A 4,220-nucleotide genomic window follows, 5' to 3' on the forward strand; every position below is an offset into this window, starting at 1 on the left:
GACGAGCAGGGCAGAATCCGTCAGATAGGAACTCCTTGGGAAATTTTTGAGCAACCAGTAGATCCCTATGTGTTCAATTTCATGGGCATCGCGAATTTCGTACCTGTGCGGCGAGAAGGGGAAGCCTTTTTAGTGGGCGATGGTAATCAGCCGATTCCATGGGAGGCACCTAAAGGTGACGCACCTAAATGGGTTGCTGGTTTCCGCCCATCTGACGTGGAAATAGCTCCGCAAGGAACCGGTTTAAAAGGCTTAATAGGCACGGTAAAACGCGCCAGCTTTTTGGGAGCGATGATGGATTATCTTATTGAGGTGGATGGAGCACATCTACGTACCAGTATCGAAACCCATGAGGCTATCTCAAAGGGGCTGATGTTCCAGGAGGGGGAAACTTGTGTGGTAAGTTTCCGGAACCTTTTGTGGTTTAATGCGGAAAGCCTTGCGGAGGTGGTAAAACAATGAACTCAATGACTGAAAAGAGCAATTTTGGTGCAGCGCAAATAATACTCTTTCTTTCCATAGCCATCTTGGTCATTGTGGTGGCTGTTCCGGTTCTGTTAATTTTTTTCAATGCGTTCTGGGTAAATGGTGAGTTTAACCTCAGAGATGTTATTAAAATTCTGTTAGAGAAAGAGACCTATCAGGCGTTAGTGAATTCACTGATTATCGCCAGTGGTACGACCATCGGCAGCACCATTGTCGGGACTTTCTTTGCCTGGCTGGTGACACGAACAGATCTTCCCTACAAAACCTTTATGAAGTCGATGTTCTTAGTACCATTCATGCTTCCGTCATTTATCGGCGCTCTTGCTTGGAAAATGCTGCTTTCACCGAATGCTGGCATGATCAACGTATTTTTTATGGAGCATTTCGGTTTTGACGGTCCTATATTTAATATTTACAGCTATCTGGGCATCATGTTGGTCGAAGTCATGTATCTGTTCCCCTTTGTATTCATCCAAGTGTGCGGTGCCCTTGAACGTATGGACCCGACACTGGAAGAATCTGCCCGGATATCGGGAGCAGGACTGTTTACCATCACCAGAAAAATTACAATTCCTTTGGTATTGCCAAGTATTCTTTCCGGCGCACTGCTTATTATGCTCTACTCTATGGCCCATTTTGGTACAGTTGCTGTGCTTGGTATCGAAAACGGTATATATAATATTCCGACACTTATTTATCAACGCATTCATCAGAGCGCGGGAAGTTTTGACTCTATACGGACAGGTACGGTGCTTGCCACTGTGCTGGTAGTAACGGCAGCTTTTATTATCTGGCTGCAGGGCAAGATCCTCAGCAAAGGAAAGTATCAGATTATCGGCGGAAAAAGCTTCCGGCCAATGGAACTGAAGTTGCGTGCTCTGCGGATACCGCTCCTGGTTCTTTGTCTGGCATATATTGCTTTTACCATCGTATTGCCTACAGTAGTTATTTTCCTCGTAGGAGGACTGAAAACCTACGGGTTGCCCTTTACACCGGAGAATCTCTCACTTGACAACTATAAATTTATCCTCTTTGACTACCAGGTGACCAAGGACGCCATTTGGAACAGTGTCACACTGGGCTTGGGCGCAGCAGTTATTACCATGCTCGCCGGGGTTATGATTTCCTATGTTATTGTTAAGATGGATGTACGGGGTAAACGCATTTTAGAATTTTTAGGAATGCTGCCCTTTTCAGTGCCAGGTTCGGTTATCGCTCTTGGTGTAATTCTTGCTTGGAGCGGAATGTTTGGCATCAATCTCTATAATACCATTTGGATCATTCTAGTTGCCTATATTGCGCGATACATGGCTTTTTCTCTCAAGGCCAATTCAGCGGCTCTGGAACAGGTGCATGACTCTTTGATGGAAGCAGCTCGTTCCTGTGGTGCTAGTATGTGGCAAACACTCAAAGATATTGTGTTACCGCTGGTGCGTCCTGGCATGCTGGCAGCCTTCTTCCTCATATTCCTCCCCTCTTTGCGCGAATTGACAGTCTCTATTATGCTTTACGCGCCAACTACCCGGACTATCGGCGTTGCTATTTATACCTTGAATGAGGATGGCGAAACCGTAGTTTCAGCGGCCTTGGCCGGCATTGCCCTAATTTTGATTGTTTTAGGTCAGATGCTGATCAACCGTTTGACAAGAAAGGCAGGTGCATAAGACGATGTCGCATATACGCTTAGTAAACGTAACCAAAAAATTCGGCAATGTTACTGCTGTCAACTCGTTGAATCTGGAGATTGGCAAGGGTGAATGCTTCTCCATGCTGGGGCCGTCCGGTTGTGGCAAGACTACCACACTTCGTATGGTGGCAGGCTTTGAGGACTTGAGCGATGGGGAGATTTACGTCGGAGACCGCCTGATATCATCTCCTAAGCGTAATTTTTACCTGCCGCCAGAAAATCGTAACTTTGGTATGGTATTTCAGGCTTTTGCCGTATGGCCGCATCTGTCAGTGTATGAAAATGTTGCTTTTCCGCTGCGTATTCGCAAACTTCCTGAGTCAGAGATTGATAAGCGCACGAAAGACGCTCTGCGCTCCACAAATTTGCTGAAACACGCAGAGGAGAGTCCGGCATCGCTTTCTGGAGGCGGTAAACAGCGGGTGGCCCTGGCCCGGGCATTGGCCATCAATCCGGATGTTATGCTCCTAGATGAGCCGCTTTCCAGCTTAGACCCTCATTTGCGCGAAGAAATGCGGTTTGAGATCAAAGATTTACAACGAAAATATGGCTTTTCCATTATTTATGTGACACATGACCAATCTGAGGCTATGGCGCTTTCAGACCGCATAATGGTTATGAGATCAGGTGTTGTGCAGCAAATCGATACGCCGCTTAATGTATACAATCATCCAGCCAACAAATTCGTTTTTAGCTTTATTGGTCTCTCCAACTTCTTGGAGGTTGTCAAGGAAGGAGATAGAGCGTTTGTCCGCGGTGCGAACATACCGCTGCCGGAGAGTTTGAATGTACCAGAAAATAAAGGCAGCAAAGGGTTGCTTTCCTTGGCAAGCCGTCCATCGGAAATTGATTTTGTGAGCGAAAATGTTGAGGGCGCATTGCCTGGAGTTGTCAGCCGCAAGGCGTTTCTGGGTGAAATTATTGACTATCAGATAAGTATCGGTAGTCAAGAAATTCGTGTCCAAAAAGGACGTCGCGCTCCCGGTCCTGAAATTGGCGAAGCATGTTACCTGCGTTTCTTACGCCCTGCTTGGTACGATGGGGAAGAATAAGGTAGCATACAAACAAGAAATTTAATTTTTGTAATGCAGTCTCAGTCTTTAACGATTGAGACTGTTCTTTTTTTCGGTTTAGATTGTTTAGCATTCTAAGGTTCAATCACGTCATTCGACATTATTTTATTTATAAAAAAGTAAAATATTTCAAAAAATAGAATTTTTTTGAAATATTTGTAAAGATTTGATAGAATAAATAATGACTTTTATTTATTTTAAAGAGAGGGAGATGAAATATGTTTAAAAATCTGAAGCTTAAGAACAAAATGCTGGCCTTGTTTTTAATTCCGATAGTACTGGCTTTTGGCATACTTGGGTATGTAGCTTACAATTCTGCCTATGATGCCATGAGTAAGCAGCTACGTACCAGTATTGGTTTGTTGGCAGAAAGTACGGTAGCTGAAATTGAAAAGTGGACACGAGAAAAAGAAATTTTAGCAATCAATCAAGCGCTCCTATTGGGACAGAAACAATATTCAGCAGCCGATATTCGGGAAATACTGGCTGCGGCCAAATATTCCAGCAGCGGGGTGAGTAATGTTCTTGTCGGTTATGAAGACGGGAAAATGTTTGATGCTATGGGCACCGTGTATGCTGCGGATTTTGATCCTCGCAAACGGGATTGGTATCAAAAGGGAATTAAAACCCAAAATATAGCTTATTCTGATGTTTATGAAAGTAAATCGACTGGTAAGCCGGCTGTGACTGTGAGTAAAGCTATAGTCGTCGGTGGCAAGGCTATTGGTGTTGTGGGTATTGTGCTGGATTTGGAGCATGTTCAAACAACTATCAAAGAGATTAAAGTCGGTGAAACAGGCTATGCGAGTCTGATTGACAATAAAGGGAATTTTTTATATCATCCGCAATACAAAATAACAGAAAATATATTAACAATTGATAATGGCTCACTGAAAGAGGTTGCCCCCAAATACATGAGCGGCCAGTCAGTATTGGAACTTGTAACCGTTAACGGCGAACGGCGCTATAATGCT

The 4,220-nt window shown here is 44.3% G+C and carries 4 protein-coding genes; all 4 read left to right on the top strand.

Features of this window, described 5'->3' with window-relative positions:
- Positions 1–462: TOBE domain-containing protein (locus AC29Z1_RS11625; protein ID WP_488271626.1), on the top strand; the 462-nt coding region annotated here is incomplete at its 5' end.
- Positions 459–2,150 carry an ABC transporter permease gene (locus tag AC29Z1_RS11630; RefSeq protein WP_488271627.1) on the top strand — a complete coding sequence of 564 codons (1,692 nt, stop codon included), beginning with the start codon at positions 459–461 and terminating at the stop codon, positions 2,148–2,150. The genes AC29Z1_RS11625 and AC29Z1_RS11630, both read left to right, overlap by 4 nt.
- A gap of 4 nt (positions 2,151–2,154) precedes the next feature.
- The gene (locus AC29Z1_RS11635) at positions 2,155–3,225 is read left to right on the top strand and encodes an ABC transporter ATP-binding protein (RefSeq protein ID WP_488271628.1); all 1,071 of its coding nucleotides are present in this window, start codon (positions 2,155–2,157) and stop codon (positions 3,223–3,225) included.
- Between the two features lie 239 nt (positions 3,226–3,464).
- The coding region (locus tag AC29Z1_RS11640; protein ID WP_488271629.1) for a cache domain-containing protein at positions 3,465–4,220 on the top strand (756 nt) is incomplete at its 3' end.

It is taken from the genome of Sporomusa sp. (assembly GCF_057736855.1).

Coding starts and splice junctions, on each gene's coding strand:
- AC29Z1_RS11630 (WP_488271627.1), top strand. CDS start 459: ATGAACTCAATGACTGAAAAGAGCAATTTTGGTGCAGCGCAAATAATA.
- AC29Z1_RS11635 (WP_488271628.1), top strand. CDS start 2,155: ATGTCGCATATACGCTTAGTAAACGTAACCAAAAAATTCGGCAATGTT.